Source organism: Streptomyces sp. NPDC038200, from assembly GCF_055600785.1.
This window is the reverse complement of sequence record NZ_JBVJYH010000021.1, coordinates 13757-32916: the sequence shown is the minus strand read 5'-3', so window position 1 is coordinate 32916 and position 19160 is coordinate 13757. Positions and strand designations below refer to the sequence as shown.

Annotated in this window: 16 protein-coding genes and 2 tRNA genes; 10 read left to right on the top strand and 8 right to left on the bottom strand. The window is 70.7% G+C overall.

All coding sequences use genetic code 11. The features are described from left to right. Positions 1-259: 259 nt before the first annotated feature. Entirely contained in the window at positions 260-1357 is a 1098-nt protein-coding gene (locus tag ACZ7KF_RS32950; protein WP_471083344.1) for a YlbL family protein, read from the top strand. A 75-nt stretch (positions 1358-1432) separates the two neighbouring features. On the opposite strand, the gene ACZ7KF_RS32945 is transcribed toward ACZ7KF_RS32950, so the two are convergent. Continuing rightward, positions 1433-1975: a PPA1309 family protein gene (locus ACZ7KF_RS32945; RefSeq protein WP_471083341.1), complete on the bottom strand. Its 543-nt coding sequence runs from the start codon at positions 1973-1975 to the stop codon at positions 1433-1435. Positions 1976-2139: 164 nt separating this feature from the next. On the opposite strand from ACZ7KF_RS32945, the gene ACZ7KF_RS32940 reads away from it, so the two are divergent. From ACZ7KF_RS32940 to ACZ7KF_RS32925, 4 genes are all read left to right on the top strand, one after another. After that, positions 2140-5079 (top strand): UPF0182 family membrane protein, encoded by a 2940-nt coding sequence (locus tag ACZ7KF_RS32940; protein WP_471083661.1) that lies wholly within the window; start codon positions 2140-2142, stop codon positions 5077-5079. Between the two features lie 41 nt (positions 5080-5120). Continuing rightward, positions 5121-5194: transfer RNA gene (locus ACZ7KF_RS32935), tRNA-Met, on the top strand. Positions 5195-5399: 205 nt separating this feature from the next. Next, on the top strand, positions 5400-7211 hold the full coding sequence (locus tag ACZ7KF_RS32930) for a tetratricopeptide repeat protein (protein ID WP_471083338.1): 1812 nt from the start codon (positions 5400-5402) through the stop codon (positions 7209-7211). Between the two features lie 245 nt (positions 7212-7456). After that, a tRNA-Met gene (locus tag ACZ7KF_RS32925) sits at positions 7457-7530 on the top strand. 117 nt (positions 7531-7647) lie between these two features. On the opposite strand, the gene ACZ7KF_RS32920 is transcribed toward ACZ7KF_RS32925, so the two are convergent. Continuing rightward, entirely contained in the window at positions 7648-8064 is a 417-nt protein-coding gene (locus tag ACZ7KF_RS32920) for a Fur family transcriptional regulator (protein WP_471083335.1), read from the bottom strand. Positions 8065-8209: 145 nt separating this feature from the next. Here ACZ7KF_RS32920 and ACZ7KF_RS32915 point away from each other — a divergent pair, with 145 nt between their 5' ends. Then, complete coding sequence (locus ACZ7KF_RS32915; protein ID WP_471083332.1) at positions 8210-9664, top strand: catalase; 1455 nt, start codon at positions 8210-8212, stop codon at positions 9662-9664. A gap of 67 nt (positions 9665-9731) precedes the next feature. Here the strand turns inward: ACZ7KF_RS32915 and ACZ7KF_RS32910 are convergent, their stop codons facing one another. Continuing rightward, on the bottom strand, positions 9732-10127 hold the full coding sequence (locus tag ACZ7KF_RS32910; RefSeq protein WP_471083329.1) for a CBS domain-containing protein: 396 nt from the start codon (positions 10125-10127) through the stop codon (positions 9732-9734). Positions 10128-10271: 144 nt separating this feature from the next. Then, positions 10272-11108: a histidinol-phosphatase gene (gene hisN / locus ACZ7KF_RS32905; RefSeq protein WP_471083326.1), complete on the bottom strand. Its 837-nt coding sequence runs from the start codon at positions 11106-11108 to the stop codon at positions 10272-10274. A 212-nt stretch (positions 11109-11320) separates the two neighbouring features. On the opposite strand from hisN, the gene ACZ7KF_RS32900 reads away from it, so the two are divergent. Next, on the top strand, positions 11321-11926 hold the full coding sequence (locus ACZ7KF_RS32900) for a TetR/AcrR family transcriptional regulator (protein ID WP_471083323.1): 606 nt from the start codon (positions 11321-11323) through the stop codon (positions 11924-11926). A gap of 16 nt (positions 11927-11942) precedes the next feature. Here ACZ7KF_RS32900 and ACZ7KF_RS32895 read toward each other — a convergent pair whose 3' ends face one another. Continuing rightward, complete coding sequence (locus ACZ7KF_RS32895) at positions 11943-13634, bottom strand: ABC transporter family substrate-binding protein (RefSeq protein WP_471083320.1); 1692 nt, start codon at positions 13632-13634, stop codon at positions 11943-11945. 133 nt (positions 13635-13767) lie between these two features. On the opposite strand from ACZ7KF_RS32895, the gene ACZ7KF_RS32890 reads away from it, so the two are divergent. From ACZ7KF_RS32890 to ACZ7KF_RS32880, 3 genes are read left to right on the top strand one after another with little or no spacing between them, the layout of a single operon-like run. Next, a complete protein-coding gene (locus ACZ7KF_RS32890) occupies positions 13768-14757 on the top strand; it encodes an ABC transporter permease (RefSeq protein ID WP_471083317.1) in 990 nt (329 codons plus the stop codon). Next, positions 14754-15644 (top strand): ABC transporter permease, encoded by an 891-nt coding sequence (locus ACZ7KF_RS32885; RefSeq protein WP_471083314.1) that lies wholly within the window; start codon positions 14754-14756, stop codon positions 15642-15644. Before ACZ7KF_RS32890 ends, ACZ7KF_RS32885 begins: the two co-directional genes overlap by 4 nt. After that, positions 15641-17440, top strand: a complete 1800-nt coding sequence (locus ACZ7KF_RS32880) for a dipeptide ABC transporter ATP-binding protein (protein ID WP_471083311.1) — start codon at positions 15641-15643, stop codon at positions 17438-17440. The genes ACZ7KF_RS32885 and ACZ7KF_RS32880 overlap by 4 nt, the downstream gene beginning before the upstream one ends. Before the next feature lie 43 nt (positions 17441-17483). Here the strand turns inward: ACZ7KF_RS32880 and ACZ7KF_RS32875 are convergent, their stop codons facing one another. From ACZ7KF_RS32875 to rsgA, 3 genes are all read right to left on the bottom strand, one after another. Next, on the bottom strand, positions 17484-17684 hold the full coding sequence (locus ACZ7KF_RS32875; protein ID WP_471083308.1) for a hypothetical protein: 201 nt from the start codon (positions 17682-17684) through the stop codon (positions 17484-17486). Between the two features lie 53 nt (positions 17685-17737). Beyond that, positions 17738-18061 carry a DMT family transporter gene (locus ACZ7KF_RS32870; RefSeq protein WP_030787784.1) on the bottom strand — a complete coding sequence of 108 codons (324 nt, stop codon included), beginning with the start codon at positions 18059-18061 and terminating at the stop codon, positions 17738-17740. A gap of 85 nt (positions 18062-18146) precedes the next feature. Beyond that, positions 18147-19157: a ribosome small subunit-dependent GTPase A gene (gene rsgA / locus ACZ7KF_RS32865; RefSeq protein WP_471083304.1), complete on the bottom strand. Its 1011-nt coding sequence runs from the start codon at positions 19155-19157 to the stop codon at positions 18147-18149. Positions 19158-19160: the final 3 nt, after the last annotated feature.

The following is a 19160-nucleotide window of genomic DNA, read 5'->3' as shown; positions in this document are numbered from 1 at the left end:
TCAGTTGCGGACGCTCATGGCGTAGGGAGGTCGGCATGGGGGTGCTTGTCTGGCTGCTGATTCCGCTTATGGCTGCGATCGGCGGTGGACTGTGGGGCAGTTGGGCCAACCGGACCCGGAAGGTACGCGGTGACGGGCCCGAGCTGGACGGATACGCGCGCTTCCGGGCGGCCATGGAAAAGCCCCGCTCGGGTACGCCGGGCGGGTGACGGGGGTGCCCTGACGGTGCGCTGACAGACGCGTCCCGTACTGTCGAGGCATGCCACGCCGCACCGCGACGATGCTCGCCTCGACCCTGATGCTGATCGCGCTCCTGTGCGCGGGAGTGCTCATCCCCGTGCCGTACGCGGAGATGTCCCCCGGCCCGACCGTGAACACGCTCGGGGACCACGACGGCGAGCCGGTGCTGCAGATCGCCGGGCACAAGACCTATCCGGCGGACGGCCATCTGAACATGACCACCGTCCGGGTCACCAGCGCCGACTACCGGATGAACCTCGTCGAGGCCGTCTACGGCTGGCTGGCGCACGACAGCAAGATCGTCCCGCACGACACGCTCTACCCCGACGGCAAGACGGAGGAGCAGTCCACCCAGGAGAACGCCGAGGAGTTCAGCCAGTCCCAGGAGAGCGCCAAGGTCGCCGCCCTGAAGAAGCTGGGCATCCCGGTCCGGTCCTGGGTGATCGTCTCCACCGTCGTCAAGGACTCCCCGGCCGAGGGCAAGCTGCACGCCGGTGACGTGATCAAGGCCGTCGACGGCACGGCGGTCAAGCAGCCGGCCGATGTCGCCAAGCTGGTCACCAAGCACAAGCCCGGTCAGAACGTCGTCTTCACGGTCGTCCCCGCCAAGGACCAGGCCGCCGCCGAGAAGGCCCACAAGACGGCGACCGGGACGCGGGACATCACGATCACCACGACGACCTCCGACGACAGCGCGGCCGAGCGGGCCATCGTCGGCATCTCCGCCGGGACCGACCACACGTTCCCGTTCACCATCGACATCAAGCTCGCCGACGTGGGCGGGCCCAGCGCCGGCCTGATGTTCGCGCTCGGCATCTACGACAAGCTCACCCCGGGCGACCTCACCGGCGGCACGTTCGTCGCCGGCACCGGCACCATCGACGACGAGGGCACGGTCGGCCCGATCGGCGGCATCGAGATGAAGACGGTCGGGGCCCGCGACAAGGGCGCCCGGTACTTCCTGACGCCCGCCGACAACTGCGCGGCAGCCGCCAAGGACACCCCGGACGGGCTCACCCTGGTCAAGGTCAAGACCATCGGCGACGCGCTCGGCGCGCTGAAGGACATCCGCGGCGGGGATATTGCCGCCCTGCCGAAGTGCACCACCAAGGGCTGAGCCGGCCGTGACACGGCCGGGGGCGCTCCCTGCGCGGCAGGGGGCGCCCCCGGTGCCGTACCACGGCGGACGGGATCAGTCCGCGAACGTCGCCGTCAGAGCCTCCGCCAGGCCCGGCACCAGGTCCGGGCCGGTCAGGACCTCCGTGGGGGAGTCCTTCTCGCGCAGCCGCACCGCCGAGTCGCGGCTGCCGTCGCGCAGCACGGCCACCGTCATGCGGACCTCCTGGCGCTCGGGGTGCTGGGCCACCCACTTCGCCAGGCCGGCCTCGCTCAGACCGGAGGGGACCTGGGCCTCGGCGGACGGCGGCAGCATCAGGCGCTCCACGGTGAGCGCGCAGCCGACGACCGCGTCGGGCCAGGCGATGGTTCCGAGGAACTCGTCCAGCGGCTTGCCGGACGGGATCTCGTCCTGCTCGATCGGGGTGAGACCGGTGGTCTCGGACTCGTCCTGCAGGCCCAGCTGAGCCGCGAGCGATGGTTCCTGAGCCCGCAGTCGTGCGGTGTCTACAAGGGCGAAGAGGCGAGCGGGCTGGTCCCAGCCGAGGCCGGAGACGTACTCGTCGATCTCGAGTACGGCCCGGGTGAGCGGGCTCGCTGCCATGGGAGTGTTGGACATGGTCACAATCCTGCCTCGTTCCCGGCCGGAATCGGGAACCGAGTAAACGGTGAGTAAGTTGCATATGTGTGGGCCCGCGATCACGGGGGGCCACGGCGGGCCCGCGAACCCGAGGGTCTGACGGATCGACAGCGAACTTCGAGGTGCGCACCTTGGCTTTCCAGATGCCGGACCGCGGCGGAGGCCCGACGGGGCCACGGATCAGAGCGGGCCGCCCGTCCCGGCGGGTGAGGACCCTGCTCGTGACACTGGGCGTCCTTTCCGTTCTCGGCATGGCGTTCACCATGTTCGCGGGCTTCTGGACGGACTGGCTGTGGTACCGGTCGGTGCACTACTCGTCCGTGTTCACCACCACCCTGTCGACCAAGATCGGGCTGTTCTTCGTCTTCGGTCTGCTGATGGCTCTCGCCGTGGGCTTCAACATCTGGCTCGCGCACCGGCTGCGGCCCCCGCTCAGCGCCATGTCGATGGAGCAGCAGAGCCTCGACCGCTACCGCATGGGCATCGCGCCCTACAAGAAGTGGCTGCTGCTCGCCGTCACCTCGCTGGTCGGGCTGATCGCGGGTGCCTCGGCGTCGAGCCAGTGGCGGACCTGGCTGATGTGGGTGAACGGCGTGCCCTTCCACGAGAAGGACCCGCAGTTCCACCTCGACATCTCCTTCTACGCCTTCGATCTGCCCTGGTACCGGTTCCTGCTGGGCTTCGGCTTCGCCGCCGCCATCCTGTGCCTGATCGCCGCCGCGCTGACCCACTACCTGTACGGCGGCCTGCGGGTCACCAGCCCGGGCGCCCGCGCCACCGCGGCCGCGACCGGCCACCTGTCGGTGCTGCTCGGGATCTTCGTCGCCCTCAAGGCGGTCGCCTACTGGCTCGACCGGTACGGCCTCGCGGTGAAGTCCAGCGACTTCAAGGCGACCGGCAACTGGACCGGCCTGCGCTACGTCGACGCCAACGCCTATCTGCCGGCCAAGACGATCCTGTTCTGCATCGCCGTCATCTGCGCCCTGCTGTTCTTCGCCACCCTGTGGCGGCGCACCTGGCAGCTGCCGGTCATCGGCTTCGGCCTGATGGTCCTGTCGGCGATCCTGATCGGCGGCCTGTACCCGGCGATCGTGCAGAAGTTCCAGGTGCAGCCGAACGAGCAGGCCAAGGAGGCGCCGTACGTCCAGAAGAACCTGAAGGCGACCCGCGAGGCCTACGGCATCGACGACGCCAAGGTCAGCGCGTACTCGGGCCGGTCCACGACCTCGGACAAGACCGAGCTGCGCAGCGACGCGAACGACGCGGCCAGCATCCGGATCATGGACCCGAACATCGTCTCGCCGACGTTCCAGCAGCTCCAGCAGATGAAGAACTACTACGGCTTCCCGACCAACCTGGACGTCGACCGGTACCCCACCAAGGACGGCAAGGAACAGGACACGGTCCTCGGGCTGCGCGAGCTGAACCTGGACGGCGTGCCGAAGAACAACTGGATCAACGACCACTTCCGCTACACGCACGGCTACGGCGTGGTCGCCGCCAAGGGCACCGAGGCGAAGGACGGAGAGCCGGTCTTCACCGAGTACGACCTGCCCTCCAGGGGCGACCTCGGCACGTACCAGCAGCAGATCTACTACGGCGAGAAGACCACCACCTACTCGATCGTCGGCGGTCCCCAGAAGGAGATCGACTACTCCGACAACGACCGGGAGAAGACCACCAGTTACGAGGGCAAGAGCGGGGTCAACCTCGACAACCCGGTCAACCGGGCCGCGTACGCGGTGGCGTTCAACGAGCCGCAGATCCTCTACTCCGGCGCGATCGGCAAGGGCTCGCGGATCCTGTACAACCGCACGCCCAAGGAGCGCGTGGAGGCGGTCGCCCCCTGGCTGACCATCGACGGCGACGCGTACCCGGCGGTCGTGAAGGGCCGCATCCAGTGGATCGTCGACGCGTACACGACGTCGAACGGCTACCCGTACTCCTCCCGCACGACCCTCGGTGACACGACGGCCGACTCGCTGACGGCGACGAACAACTCGCGCGCGGTGGTGGCCCAGCAGAACCAGGTCAACTACATCCGCAACTCGGTGAAGGCGACCGTCGACGCGTACACCGGCGACGTCAAGCTCTACGAGTGGGACACCAAGGACCCGGTGCTGAAGACCTGGATGAAGGCCTTCCCCGGCACGGTGGAGCCGAGGGGCGCCATCTCCGAGGACCTGATGGCCCATCTGCGCTATCCGCAGGACCTGTTCAAGGTCCAGCGCGAGCTGCTCACCCGCTACCACGTGACCGACGCCGAGACCTTCCTGACCGGCAGCGAGGTGTGGCAGGTGCCGGACGACCCGACCAACAAGTCGGGCAACGCGGTGCCGCCGTACTACCTGAGCATGAAGATGCCGGACCAGGCGCAGCAGGCGTTCTCGCTGTCGACGACGTTCACGCCCAACGGGCGGGACAACCTCAGCGCGTTCATGACCGTCGACGCGGAGGCCGGCACCGGTGACTACGGCAAGATCAGAATCCTGAAACTGCCGACCAGTACGACGGTCGACGGGCCCAAACAGGTACAGAGCAAGTTCAACTCCGAACAGGACATCGCCGCCGCGATCAAGCTCCTCAAGGGCGGCGACTCCGACATCGAGTACGGCAACCTGCTGACGGTGCCACTGGACGGCGGACTGCTGTACGTGGAGCCCGTCTATGTACGCGGTGGTGGACTGAAGTACCCGCTGCTGCGCAAGGTGCTGGTCACCTACGAGGGCGAGACGGCGTTCGAGAACACGCTCGGCGAGGCGCTCGACAAGGTCTTCGGTACGAAGGGCCCGACGACCACCCCGCCGCCGGACACGGGCACCACCAACCCGCCCGGCACCGGCAACCCGACGGTCGACCAGGCTCTGAAGGACGCCCAGAAGGCCTTCGACGCGGGGCAGCAGGCACTGAAGGACGGGCCGGACTGGGACGCGTACGCGAAGGCGCAGAAGGACCTGAAGGACGCGCTGAAGCAGGCCGAGGAAGCCCAGTCCAAGGCCGACGGCGGCAAGAACGGCGACAAGGCCGCAGACAAGAACACCGACAAGAAAACAGACAAGAGCGGCGAAACGGACAAGAGTTGATCAAGACGCCTGCGCGCCGTGGTACGGTTGACCTGCAACGGCGCGGGGTGGAGCAGCTCGGTAGCTCGCTGGGCTCATAACCCAGAGGTCGCAGGTTCAAATCCTGTCCCCGCTACTGAAGTCGAAGGCCCGGATCCAACACGGATCCGGGCCTTCGTGGTGTGCGAACTCATGTACTGGGGGGAGGGACGGCCGCGCCGCCGTGGGGAGTTGGGCGCCTTGTGTTTGACTTGTCTCCCTGTGGGCATGTCGACAAAACGCTGAAGTGACCTCACGGGCTGCGGTATACCGGGTGTACCCAGGTTGCAGGTGGTGCGACGATGGACGTTATGGGGGACAAGGCAACTCTGTGTGAGACAGGGCGATTTGTGCAGCCTTCCGATACGGAGCCGGCCCGCGACGAGATGACGGACATGGGGGAGGACACCGAGGAGACGCGCCTCGCGCTCGTGGCACAGAGCGGTGACGCCGAAGCGGCGAGCGTCCTCGGGGCCATGCTGCTGCGCCGCGGCGACCTCGACGGAGCCGAACACCACCTGCGGGCCGCCACCGCGGCCGGCGACCGGGCCGCCGCCAACAACCTCGGTGTCCTGCTGCACCAGCGCGGTTACCCCGAGGAAGCGGCCGGCTGGTGGCGGATCGCCGCCGTGGCCGGTTCCGCCGCCGCCGCGCACGCGCTCGGCCGGTACCACCGGGAGCGCGGGGACGAGCCGGCCGCCGAGTACTGGCTGCGCCAGTCCGCCGAGCAGGGCCACGTCCTGGGTGCCTACGCGCTCGCCGACCTGCTGGAGCACCGCGGCGACGTCGGCGCCGAGCACTGGATGCGCGCCGCCGCCGAGCGAGGACACCGGGAGGCCGCCTACCGGCTGGCCCGCGCGCTCGACCGCACGGCCGGAGCCGGGGACGAGAACGGGTCCGACAACGCTGTCGCCGAGGCCGAGCAGTGGTACCGGCAGGCCGCCGCGCGCGGACACCGGCGGGCCGCGCTGCACCTCGGGGCGATCCTGGAGAGGCGCGGGGAGCTGAAAGAGGCCGGGCGCTGGTACCTGACCTCCGCGAAGGACGGCGAGCCGCGGGCCGCCTGCGCGCTCGGCTTCCTGCTGCGCGACGCCGGCGACACCGAGAGCGCGGCCGTCTGGTGGCTGCGCGCCGCCCAGGACGGCGACGGCAACGCGGCCAACGCGCTGGGCGCGCTGCACGCCGAACGCGGCGAGACCCAGACCGCCGAGCGCTGGTACCGGGCCGCGCTGACCGCCGGTGACGACAACGGCGCCTACAACCTCGGGCTGCTCTGCGCCGAGCAGGGCCGCACCGCGCAGGCCGAGCAGTGGTACCGGCAGGCCGCCTACGCCGGACACCGGGAGGCCGCGAACGCGCTGGCCATCCTGCTGCTCCAGGGCGGCGACACGACCGGGGCCGAGCCCTGGTTCTCCAAGGCCGCCGAGGCCGGCAGCGTGGACGCCGCGTTCAACCTCGGCATCCTCTACGCCGGCCGCGGCGAGGAGGTGATGGCGCTGCGCTGGTACGAGCGGGCGGCCGCCGCCGGGCACGCCGAGGCCGCGCTCCAGGTCGGGATCGCCCGGCTGCGCGAGGGGGACGAGCCGGCGGCCGAACGGCATCTGCGCTGTGCGGCGGGCGCCGGCAGCCCGGAGGGCGCGTACCGGCTGGCCGCCCTGCTCGACGCGCGCCGGCCGCCGGAGCCCGCGCACGAGCTGGGGGAGATCGTGCAGGAGAAGACCGAGTGCGAGGAGTGGTACGAGCGTGCCGCCTCGCAGGGGCACCGGAGGGCCCAGGTGCGGGTCGGCATGCTCGCGGCGGCCCGGGGCGACGTGGTGGAGGCGGCCCGGTGGTACCGCGCGGCGGCCGAGGCCGGGTCCCGCAACGGCGCCTTCAACCTGGGTCTGCTGCTCGCGCGCGAGGGGAGCGAGCCGGAGGCCGCGGTGTGGTGGACCCGGGCCGCCGATGCCGGCCATGGACGGGCGGCGCTGCGGCTGGCCCTGGTCTACGCGCGTCGCGGCGAGCTGGCGGAGGGGCAGCGGTGGGCCGACCGCGCGGTGGCGCTGGGGCCCGCCGAGGTGGCCGAACGAGCTGGGCGGCTGCGGGACGCGCTGCGAGAAGAACTGTCGGCGTGAGGCTGAGGGAGACGCTGTCGGTGTGACGCCGGGGGCGCGCCGCGGGAAGAACTGTCGGCGTGATGCTCGGGGGCGCGCCGCGGGTAGGGCTGTCGGCGGGACGGTGCGGGGCGCCGCGCCGGGCTTCGACGGTCCCGGCCCGTGCGCCCACCCGGCTCGCTCGTCGCCGGAAGGTGACCCGCGCCACGTCGCCGCCCATGGATTTGCATCCCGGCACCGGCCTCGCGTAATGTCGTGTTCACCGACGCGGGGTGGAGCAGCTCGGTAGCTCGCTGGGCTCATAACCCAGAGGTCGCAGGTTCAAATCCTGTCCCCGCTACTGAAGGCCGAGGGCCGGAATCCAGAGATGGATTCCGGCCCTCGGCGTTTTTGCGATTTCCGCGCGCACACGCGAAAGAGCCCCGGCGGATGCCGGGGCTCTTCGGAAGGGGATGCGCTACGCGCCCGCGCAGTCCGGGCACAGCCCCCGGTACGTCACCTCGACGTCCGACACCGTGAAGCCGAAGCGCTCGGAGTCGGGGAGGTCGGAGAGGGGGTTGCCGGTCGGGTGGACGTCGCGGATCGCGCCGCACCGAGCGCAGACCAGGTGGTGGTGCGGCTGGTGCGCGTTGGGGTCGTACCGCTTGGCGCGCTTGTCCGTCGTGACTTCCAGCACCTCGCCGAGGGAGACCAGCTCGCCCAGCGTGTTGTAGACGGTCGCCCGGGAGATCTCCGGCAGCTTCGAGACGGCCCGCGCATGGACCTCGTCGGCCGTCAGATGGACGTGCTCGCCGTTCAGGACCTCGGCCACCACGCGTCGCTGCGCGGTCATCCGCCATCCGCGTCCACGCAGCCGTTCCAGAAGGTCGCTCATGGCCACCAGCCTAACAGGAAGAGGTCCCAGATTGGGAATGGGTGTGAGTTTGGATCGTCGCTTGACTTAGACAATGTCCATTGTAGGATCGAGACCGGATTTGGCTACAGGACAGGACCAGTCAGGGATGACGCAGGAGGCGCACGTGACGCAGGGACCGCTCACCACGGAGGCCGGCGCTCCGGTCGCCGACAACCAGAACAGCGAGACGGCGGGTGTCGGCGGACCGGTCCTGGTCCAGGACCAGCTCCTGCTGGAGAAGCTGGCCCACTTCAACCGGGAGCGCATCCCGGAGCGGGTGGTGCACGCCCGGGGCGCCGGCGCGTACGGCACCTTCACCGTGACCGCCGACGTCACGCCGTACACCCGTGCCGCGTTCCTCTCCGAGGTCGGCAAGCAGACCGAGGTCTTCCTGCGGTTCTCGACCGTGGCCGGCAACCTCGGCGCGCCGGACGCGGTCCGCGACCCGCGTGGCTTCGCGCTGAAGTTCTACACCGAGGAGGGCAACTACGACCTCGTCGGCAACAACACCCCGGTCTTCTTCATCCGGGACGCGATCAAGTTCCCGGACTTCATCCACACCCAGAAGCGCGACCCGTACACGGGCTCCACGGAAGCGGACAACGTCTGGGACTTCTGGGGGCTCAGCCCCGAGTCGACCCACCAGGTGACCTGGCTGTTCGGCGACCGCGGCATCCCGGCGTCGTACCGCCACATGGACGGCTTCGGCTCGCACACCTTCCAGTGGAACAACGAGGCCGGCGAGGTCTTCTGGGTCAAGTACCACTTCAAGACCGACCAGGGGATCGAGAACCTCACCGCCGAGGCGGCCGAGGTCCTCGCGGGCAAGGACCCCGACTCGCACCAGCGCGATCTGCGCGAGGCGATCGAGCGGGGCGAGTTCCCGAGCTGGACCGTGGGCGTGCAGATCATGCCGGCGGCGGACGCGGCGACGTACCGCTTCAACCCGTTCGACCTGACCAAGGTGTGGCCGCACGCGGACTACCCGGTCGTCGAGATCGGCAAGCTGGAGCTGAACCGCAACCCGCGCAACGTCTTCGCCGAGGTCGAGCAGTCGGTCTTCTCCCCGGCGCACTTCGTGCCCGGCATCGGCCCGTCCCCGGACAAGATGCTCCAGGGCCGGCTCTTCGCCTACGGCGACGCGCACCGGTACCGCGTCGGCATCAACGCCGACCACCTGCCGGTGAACCGCCCGCACGCCGCCGGGGCACGCACCCACTCCCGTGACGGCTTCCTCTACGACGGCCGGCACGGCGGCGCGAAGAACTACGAGCCGAACAGCTTCGGCGGGCCGCGGCAGACCGGCCGCGCGCTGTGGCAGCCGGTCGACGGCTTCACCGGCGGAACCGGCGGCCACCCCACGCCGGCGCACGCCGAGGACGACGACTTCGTGCAGGCGGGCAACCTCTACCGGCTGATGTCGGAGGAGGAGAAGGAGCGTCTGGTCGCCAATCTGGCGGGGGCGATCTCCCAGGTCTCCCGCGAGGACATCGCCGAGCGCGCGATCGGCAACTTCCGCAACGCCGACGCCGACTTCGGCAAGCGGCTGGAGGAGGCGGTGCGGGCGCTGCGCGGCTGAGCCGGTCGCCGTCGCGGCCGGGCGGGCCGGACCCCGCGGTGCTCCGGGGTCCGGCCCGCTTCGTGTGTCAGGGCACGGGCGTGGGTTCGCGGACCGGTATCCAGCAGCGGATGATGTCGCGGACCGAGACGATCCCGGCCACCTCGCCGCGGTCGAGCACGACCAGGTGCCGGAAGCCGCCGTGCGTCATGGCGCGCGCGGCCTCCTCCAGCGTCCAGGCCGGGGCGGCGAAGACGACGTTGTTCGTGGTGTGGGCGTGGACGCGTTCCGTGTCCGGGTTCTGGCCGAGGCCGACGGAATCGAGGATGTCGCGTTCGGTGAGGATGCCCGTGCCGCCGGCGTCCGGGTCGAGGACGACGGCGGCGCCGATGCGGCGGGCGGACATCAGGGCGGCTGCCTGGCGCAGGGTGTGAGCGGGGCCGAGGGTGAGGATCACCGTGCTCATGGCGTCTCGGACGAGCATGGATGGGCCACCTCCTAGGAATCCCTGACCGAACAGGGATTCACAAGTTCACAAGTGGGGTGGGCCCAGAGTGCCAGGTAAAGGGAGGGTCAACAAGAGGGCGCGCAGCGCCAGTTGAGGGCGTGCCGGGGGTGTTCGTCGTTCCTAGCCGCGCTGGTCGAGATACCCCAGCAGCTCGTCGTGGAGCAGGCCGTTGGACGCCGCCGCGTTGCCGCTGTGCGGGCCGGGGCGGCCGTCGAGGCCGGTGAAGGTGCCGCCCGCCTCGGTGACGATGATCGCGTTGGCGGCCATGTCCCACAGGGACAGCTCCGGTTCGGCGCAGATGTCCACGGACCCCTCCGCGACCATCATGTACGGCCAGAAGTCGCCGTACGCGCGCGTGCGCCACACCTGGCGGGTGAGGTCGAGGAAGCCGTTCAGGCGGCCCTGCTCCTCCCAGCCGGAGAGCGAGGAGTAGGCGAAGGAGGCGTCCGCGAGCCGGCTGACGCGCGAGGCGCGCATACGGGACGCGGAGGTGAGGTTGCGGCCGGTGAAGGCGCCGTGGCCCTTCGCGGCCCACCAGCGGCGGCCGAGGGCGGGGGCGGAGACGAGGCCGACGACGGGCTGGTAGCTCGCCGCGCTCTCGGTCTCGCCCGAGCGGGAGGTGCTCCCGTCCTCCGCCTCCATCAGGGCGATGAGGGTGGCCCAGACGGGGACGCCGCGGACGTAGTTCTTGGTGCCGTCGATCGGGTCGACGACCCAGCGGCGCGGGCCGGTGCCCTCGGTGCCGTACTCCTCGCCGAGGACGGCGTCCCGGGGGCGGGCGCGCTGAAGCTGGCCGCGGATGAGTTCTTCCGCCGCCTTGTCCGCTTCGCTCACCGGCGTCATGTCCGGCTTCGTCTCCACCTTCAGGTCGAGGGCCTTGAAACGGGCCATGGTGGCGGCGTCGGCCGCGTCCGCGAGGACATGGGCGAGACGGAGGTCGTCGAGATAGTCCGGCATGGAGGGAACGGTATCCGCCATGGTCGGTACGGGGCCAGCAGGTGCGGTCTCGGCGCGTGCGTGGCGCGGCGGATCTCCGGGACACCCGGCACCGCGCACCCGCAGCCGGCGGACGGCCGGAACACCACCCCGTGCTTCCCCGCGCCCCCTTGACAGTGCGTACGAGCGCGTCAAATCTGGGCGCAGAGCCGCTGTGGCCCAGGGAGGCGAGGATGCCTGCTGCCCGGGAATCGTTGTTGGACGCCGCTTACACGGCGCTCGTGCGCCGACCGTGGTCCGCGGTGCGGATGGTCGACGTTGCCGCGTCGGCCGGGGTGTCCCGGCAGACCTTGTACAACGAGTTCGGCGGCAAGGACGGGCTGGCCCGGGCGCTGGTGCGGCGGGAGGCCGACGGATATCTCGCCGGTGTCGAGCGGGCCCTGGCCGGCGCCGCCGAGGCCCGGGAGCGGCTCACCGCCACCGCCGAGTGGACGGCCGCCGCCGCCCGGGACAACGCGCTGGTCCGGGCCCTGCTCACCGGCTGCTGGACCGAGCGGCTGCCGGCCCCGCGGCTCACCGCCCTCCCCTCCACCTCCACGGTGCCGGCGCAGCGCATGGCCGACGGGCCGCTGCCGGCGCCCCGTGACTTCGTGCGGATCGTCCGGGACCGCGCCGCGACCGCGCTGGCCGGTCCCGGCGCCGCCCCCGCCGACACCGCCGAACTGCTGCGCTCCTGCGAGCTGGTCGTGCGGCTCGCCCTGTCCTGTGTCGCGGCGCCGCCGGGGGAGGGCGGGATGGCGGAGCTGGTGCGGGCGGTGCTCCCGCGGCACCTGGTGTGAGCGCCGCCGGACGGGCCTACTTCTTCAGCCAGCCCACCTTCGTGTAGTCCACGTCGGCCAGCCCCTCCGCGCCGTAGTTCGCCAGACCCGTGCGGACGGCGAGGATCTCCGGGCGCTGATACAGCTCGACGGAGTGGCCGAGCCGCCAGATCTCCCGGTCGGCCTCGTTGTAGAGCTTGGCGGCGGCCGCCGCGTCCGTGGTCCCGCCGGCCTTCTTCAGCAGCGCGTCGATCTTCGGGGAGCCGACCGAGCCGAAGTTCTGGAAGAGGTTGCCCGCCTTGGGCTGCCGGAAGGTCGAGCTCAGCATGGTCTGGTAGACCGCGTCGACGTTGCGGAAGCTCGTCAGGTCGAAGTTGCCCTTGTTGACGAACTCGTTGAAGTAGTCGTTCGCGGGCACCTTCTTCAGCTCGACCTTCACCCCGGCGAGGCCCAGCTGCTGCTGCACGAGTTCGGCCTGGTCGAGCTGGGCGCTGGTGCTGCCGGAGCTGAGGACGTAGTCGACGGTGAGCTGCTTGCCGCCCTTGGTGCGCGGCTTGCCCTCGCCGTTGTCCTTCCAGCCGGCCGCGTCGAGCAGCTTCTTCGCCGCGTCGGGGTCGTAGGCGGCGTATCCGCCGGTGGTGTCCTCGTACCCCTGCTGGTTGGGCATGAAGAAGTGGTTGTCGAGCGGCTTCAGTTCGAAGGACAGGTCCTGGGCGAACGCCTGGTTGATGCCCTTGCGGTCGATGGCGTGCTGGATCGCCTGCCGCACCCGCAGGTCCTTCAGCGGCCCCCGGCCGCCGTTGAGCGTGATGTGCACCTCGTCCCAGCGCGCGCCCCGCCGGATGTCCGTGTCCGGCGCCTTGACCAGCCGCTTGTAGTCCTCGGGCAGCAGCGCGGTGGTGTAGTCGATCTCCTTGTTGAGGTAGGCGTCGGTGCGCGCGGGGAAGTCCAGGACGCGGTAGGTGACCGAGTCCAGCCGGGGCTTGGCACCCCACCACTTCGGGTCGGGGACGAGGGTGATGGTCTGGGCGGTCTTGTCGTACCGGCCGATCCGGAACGCGTTGCCGCTGACCGGCACCTTCTCGGCCCAGCTCGTGCCGAACTTCTCCGGGCTGTCGATGTACCGCGCCGGGTACAGGGGGTCGAACAGCCGCTGCCAGTCGGCGTACGGCGACTTGAAGGTGATCTTGACCGAGTGGGCGTCGCCGCCCTGCTCGACCTTGGTGATCTGGTCGTAGCCGGAGGTGTCGGCGGCCTCGTACGCCTTGTCGGTGCCGTTCAGCGCCTGCCACTGGGCCTGGAAGTCGCGCCAGCCGAGCGCCCTGCCGTCGGACCATCTGGCCTTGGGGTTGAGCCGGTACTCGACGATCTGCGGGCTGGTGGACGTCACCTTCGCCGAGAGCAGGAAGTCCGGGTTGACGTGGTGGGCGCCCTTGGCGTCGGAGTCGAACAGGTCGGGCAGCACGGTCCTGGCGATCTCCTGGGCGTCACCCTGGGCACCGTCGACGGTGTTGATGTTGTACTGGGTGATCCACTGGCTGATCGCCACCTTGAGCGTGCCGCCCTGCCGGAGGTCGGTGAGCGGGCGCGCGTTGATGTCCTGGCCGTCGACCCGGGGTGCCGCCGCTTTCTTCGGCTCGTTGTCCGAGCCGGAGGAGCCGCAGCCGGTCACCAGCAACGCGGTGGCCGCGGTGGCGGCGATCCAGGCTGCGGTGGTGGTCTGACGCATGTCGATGTCCTTTGCACGGTCGACGGTGGATGCGCCGAACGTAGAACGGCCCACGACGGTCGCGGGAGGACTACCGGGCTACTGACATGTTCTCTTCATATTGCTGCAACAAGAGGACTGGACCATTTCTCTCGTGCCCTCCTACCTGGTCAAACGCCTCGGCTACCACGCCGTGCTGCTGCTGGCCGCCGTCTGCCTGTCGTACCTGCTGGCCTCGCTCGCGCTCGATCCGCGGTCCTACTACGAGGGCCGGCAGCCGCCCCTGTCGCCGGCCGCCGTGGACCACCACCTCACCGCGCTCGGCGTCAACGACCACCAGCCCCTGCGCGAGCGCTTCCTGCACTGGGCGGACCGGGCGCTCCTCCACGGCGACCTCGGCCGGACCATCGACGGCACCTCCGTGGACGCCGAGTTCGGCCGGCGCATCGGCGTCAGCCTGCGGCTGCTGCTCGCGGGCACCGTCCTCGGCACCGTCGCCGGTGTCCTCGCCGGCGCCTGGACGGCCGTCCGGCAGTACCGCTTCAGCGACCGGGCGGTCACCGTCATCTCCTTCGCGCTGCTGTCCACGCCGGTGTTCCTGCTGGCGATCCTGCTCAAGACGGGCGCGATCTGGTTCAACCAGACCACGGGCACCGAACTGATCCGGTTCACCGGCGAGAAGAGCCCGGGCGTGGACGGCGGATTCTGGGCGGTCCTGAAAGACCGGTCCGTGCATCTGCTGCTGCCCACGCTCTCCGTGGCCCTGTTCGCCATCGCCGGCTACAGCCGCTACCAGCGCAGCAGCATGCTCGACGTCCTCGGTTCCGACTATCTGCGCACCGCCCGCGCCAAGGGCCTCGGCCGCCGCGCCGTCCTGCTCCGGCACGGGCTGCGCACCGCCCTCATCCCCATGTCGACGTACTTCTCGTACGGCTTCCTCGCCCTGTTCACCGGCGCCACCTTCACCGAGACGATCTTCGGCTGGCACGGCATGGGCGAGTGGTTCGTGAACTCCATCGGCAAGAACGACGTCAACTCGGTCGTCGCCGTCAACATCTTCGCCGCCGTCACCGTGCTGCTCTCCGGCTTCCTCGCCGACCTGCTGCACGCCGCCCTCGACCCGCGCATCCGGAAGACCTCATGACCACGGCCACCCGCCCGGCGCCGGCCGCCACCCCGACCGGCCGCTCCGCCCTCGTCCTGCGCCGCTTCCTGCGCAACAGATCGGCGCTCGGCGGAGCCGTCGTCCTCGTGCTGCTCTTCCTGCTCGCCTTCCTCGGGCCGTACCTCACCCCCTGGTCCTACAGCCACATCGACTACGGCGCCCTGCGCTCCGCGCCCGGCCCCGACCACTGGTGGGGCACCAACCGGATCGGGCAGGACGTCTTCGCCCAGACCGTGCGCGGGCTGCAGAAATCGCTGCTCATCGGGTTGCTGGTGGCCGTGCTGGCCACCGGGATGGCCTCGCTCGTGGGGGCCTGCGCCGGGTACTTCGGCGGCTGGACCGACCGGCTGCTGATGTTCTGCGTCGACCTGCTCCTCGTCTTCCCGTCCTTCCTCATCATCGCGATCGTCTCGCCCCGGCTGCGCTCCGGCGGCTGGTTCGCCTTCGTCGCGCTGCTCACCGTCTTCGCCTGGATGATCACCGCGCGGGTGGTCCGCTCGATGACCCTGTCCCTCAAGGAGCGTGAATTCGTGCGCGCCGCCCGCTACATGGGCGTCGGACCGTTCCGGATCATCTGGCGGCACGTGCTGCCGAACGTGGCCTCCTTCCTCATCATCGACGCGACCATCCAGGTCGGCGGCGCGGTGATGAGCGAGACCGCGCTGTCCTACTTCGGCTTCGGCGTGCAACCGCCCGACGTGTCCCTGGGCACGCTGATCGCCTCCGGCACCGGCGCGGCGATCACCTACCCGTGGATGTTCTTCTTCGCGGCCGGACTGCTGGTCGTGTTCGTCCTCGCCGTCAACCTCGTCGGCGACGGCCTGCGCGACGCCCTGGACCCCACCGCCGAGGGAGCCGCCCGGTGAGCCCGCTGCTCGAAGTCACCTCGCTCGACGTCGACTTCGGCGGCGAAGCGGCCGTACGGGACGTGAGTCTGACGCTGGAACGCGGTGAAGTCCTCGGGCTGGTCGGCGAGTCCGGGTCCGGCAAGTCCGTCACCGCCCTCTCCGTGCTCGGGCTGCTGCCCCGCAACGCCACCGCGCGCGGCTCGATCCGGCTCGACGGCACCGAACTCCTCGGCGCGGGCGAACGGGCACTGACCCGGGTGCGCGGCAACCGCGTGGCCATGGTCTTCCAGGACCCCCTGTCCGCGTTCACCCCGGTCTACCGCATCGGCGACCAGATCGCCGAGGCCGTCCGCGCCCACCGGGACATCGGCCGCGAACAGGCCCGGGCCCGCGCCGTCGAACTGCTCGACCTCGTCGGCATCCCCGAACCCGCCCTGCGCGCCCGGGCGTTCCCGCACGAGTTCTCCGGTGGCATGCGCCAGCGCGCCATGATCGCCATGGCGATGGCGGGCGAACCCGACCTCATCCTCGCCGACGAGCCCACCACCGCCCTGGACGTCACCATCCAGGCCCAGATCCTCGACGTGCTGCGCACCGCCCAGCGGGAGACCGGCGCGGCCGTCCTGCTGGTCAGCCACGACCTCGGGGTCATCGCCGGCACGGCCGACCGGGTCGTCGTCATGCGGGACGGACGGATCGTCGAGCAGGGCACGGCCACGGAGGTCTTCCACCGGCCGCGCGAGCCCTACACCCGGCAGCTCCTCGCCGCCGTCCCGCGCATCGACACCCCGCGCGAACCCCGGCCGCCGACGGGCGGCACCGTGCTGAAGGTCCGCGGCCTCACCCGCACCTTCCCCGTCCTGAAGGGCACCGTCGTCAAGCGCCGCACCGGCACGGTGTACGCCGTCGACGGCGTCGACCTCGACGTACGCCGCGGCGAGACCCTCGCCCTGGTCGGGGAGTCCGGGTCCGGCAAGTCCACCACCCTCTTCGAACTGCTCGAACTCGCCGCGCCGGAGGGCGGCACCGTCGAGCTGTTCGGGCAGCGGCTCGGCGGCCTCACCCCGGCGGAGGCGAAGGCCCTGCGCCGCCGCGTCCAGATCGTCTTCCAGGACCCGATGGCCTCCCTCGACCCCCGGATGCCGGTCGGCGACATCATCGCCGAGCCGCTGCGCACCCAGGGCGCCGACCGGGCCGCGATCGCCCGCCGCGTGCCCGAACTCCTCACCCAGGTCGGCCTGGACCCGGCCCACGCCGACCGCTTCCCGCACCAGTTCTCCGGCGGCCAGCGCCAGCGCATCGGCATCGCCCGCGCCCTGTCCGTCGCCCCCGAACTGCTCGTCCTGGACGAACCCGTCTCCGCCCTCGACGTCTCCGTGCAGGCCGAGGTGCTCGACCTGCTCCGACGGCTGAAGGAGGAACTGGGGCTCGCCTACCTCTTCGTCTCCCACGACCTGTCCGTGGTCCGGAACATCGCCGACCGCGTCAGCGTGGTCTACCTCGGCCGCACGGTCGAGGCCGGCCCGGTCGACGAGGTCTTCGCCCGCCCCCGGCACCCCTACACCCAGGCCCTGCTGTCCGCCGTGCCGCTGCCCGACCCGGAGCGCGAGCGGGAGCGGCAACGCTCACGCATCCTGCTCGCCGGCGACCCGCCGAGCCCCACCCGCCGCTACGACGGCTGCCGCTTCCGGACCCGCTGCCCGCTCTACACCGAGCTGACCGTGGACGAACAGAAGCGGTGCGCCCACGACGTCCCCGGCTTCGAGGAAGACGGCGCCGCCTGCCACTTCCCCCGTCCGCGGACGGTGTGGTGAGCGGGCCCGCGCGGACGCGGCGCGGGAGGCGGGGGCCCGCGTCCTAGTGATCCGTCGCCACCACGACGTCACGGCACGCGAGCGGCACGGCCGCACAGAAGACGGCCAGGACGATCAGCGCACAGCCGAGCACGCCGGCGGTCCCGGCGATCGCCGCCCAGCCGAACCGTGTCGCTCGTTCGGCCCGCCGGACCGCTTCGCCGTGGTCACTGTCGTCGTACCAGGCCCGAGCAGCCGTGCTCACGCCCTGCGGGGAACCCCCAGCCGGCTGTTCCCCCCGGAGACCGGCGCCAACTCCTAATGGGCGGAGCCCGACAGCTGAAGCCCGATCACGCCGACGATGACCAGGCTGATGGAGACGATCTTCAAGGTGGACACCAGGTCGCCGAGGAAGACCATGCCGTAGATGGCGGTACCCGCCGCGCCGATCCCGGTCCACACGGCATAGGCGGGGCCGACGTCCAGCTTCTTCAGGGACAGGGTCAGCAGCCCGAAGCTGCCCAGCGCGAACGACGCGAAGGCGATCGTCGGCCACAAGCGCGTGAACCCGTGGGAGAGCTTCAGGCACACGGCGAAACCGGTCTCCAGAATCCCGGCCACTATGACCAGCAGCCACGCCATGTGCGGTCCTCCCGTTGGGTCCGGATCTCCGGCTCGGTGCGATTATGCACTTGCCGGACTCGAGCCCGGGCAAACAACGCCAGGCTCAGTCGCCTTCCTTGCGCTCCCTCGTGGCCAGCAGCCGGCGCAGGGAGTAGAGCCGCGCCGGGTCCGCGTGCCCGTCCGCCACCCACGCGTCCAGCGCGCAGTCCGGCTCGTCGTGACTGCACGCGCGCGGGCAGCCCTCCGTGCCGGGTTCGAGATCGGGGAAGGCGTGGATCACCCGGGACGGGTCGATGTGCGCGAGCCCGAAGGAGCGGACGCCCGGAGTGTCCACGACCCAGCCGGCCTCGCCGGACAACGGGAGCGCGAGCGCCGACGTGGTGGTGTGCCGGCCGCGGCCCGTCACCGCGTTCACATGTCCCGTCGTACGACGGCGCTCCTCCGGGACCAGCGCGTTGACCAGGGTCGTCTTGCCGACGCCGGAGTGGCCCACGAACGCGGTGATCTTGCCGTCCAGAAGCGCGCGCACCCGGTCCGCCGCGTCCCCGCTCTCCAGTTCCTCCCGGCTGGTGACGACGTACGGGATGTCCAGGGCGCCGTACAGCTCCAGCAGCTTGTCGGGCGGGGCCAGGTCCGACTTGGTCATCACCAGCAGCGGCTCCAGCCCGCCGTCGTAGGCCGCGACCAGACAGCGGTCGATCAGCCGGGGCCGGGGCTCGGGGTCGGCCAGGGCCGTCACGATCGCCAGCTGGTCGGCGTTGGCGACCACCACCCGCTCGAACGGATCGTCGTCGTCGGCCGTGCGCCTCAGCACCGACGACCGCTCCTCGATGCGGACGATCCGCGCGAGGGTGTCCTTCTTGCCGGACAGATCACCGACCAGGGCCACCCGGTCGCCGACCACGGCCGCCTTGCGGCCCAGCTCGCGGGCCTTCATCGCCGTCACGGCCCGGTCCTCCACCAGGCAGGTCAGCCGTCCCCGGTCGACGGTGAGGACCATCCCCTCGGCCGCGTCCTCGTGCTTGGGCCGGATGTTCGTCCGCGGCCGGTTGCCCTTGCGGTTGGGACGGCTGCGGATGTCGTCCTCGTCGGTGTGCTTGCCGTAGCGGCGCATGGC